This is a genomic window from Streptomyces tateyamensis, assembly GCF_003205575.1.
Classification (GTDB): Bacteria; Actinomycetota; Actinomycetes; order Streptomycetales; family Streptomycetaceae; genus Kitasatospora; species Kitasatospora tateyamensis.
The window spans coordinates 1-406 of record NZ_PYBW01000133.1; the positions used below are offsets into that span (position 1 = coordinate 1).

Sequence of the window (406 nt, forward strand, 5' to 3'; positions counted from 1 at the left end):
CCCGCCCGCCCGAGACCGACCCCGGGCCGCTCGAACTGCTCCCCGCCGAGGACGAACTCGACCGGGCGCTGCGGATGATGGCGATCACCGACGCGCTCGGCTCGCTCACCGCGGCGCACCGCGAGGTCGTGGTGGAGACCTACCTCAAGGGGCGCTCGGTCGCCGAGGCGGCGATCGAGCTGGGTATCCCGGAAGGTACCGTGAAGTCGCGGGTGTACTACGCGCTGCGCTCGCTGCGCCTGGCACTCCAGGAACGTGGGGTGACGTCATGACTGCCGAACGGGGGCCGCAGGACCCGCACCTGGACGTCGGCGCGTACGCCCTCGACCTGCTCGACGCCGCCGACCGGGCCGCCTTCGAGGAGCACCTGGCCGAGTGCCCGCGGTGCCGCGCCGAGCTGACCGAG

At 73.4% G+C, this 406-nt stretch carries 2 protein-coding genes; both read left to right on the forward strand.

Features of this window, described 5'->3' with window-relative positions; translation table 11 throughout:
* Positions 1-272, forward strand: a 272-nt coding sequence (locus tag C7C46_RS28680) for a sigma factor-like helix-turn-helix DNA-binding protein (RefSeq protein WP_281278596.1), incomplete at its 5' end; no start/stop codon positions are given.
* Positions 269-406, forward strand: a 138-nt coding sequence (locus C7C46_RS28685; protein ID WP_146259241.1) for a zf-HC2 domain-containing protein, incomplete at its 3' end; no start/stop codon positions are given. The genes C7C46_RS28680 and C7C46_RS28685, both read left to right, overlap by 4 nt.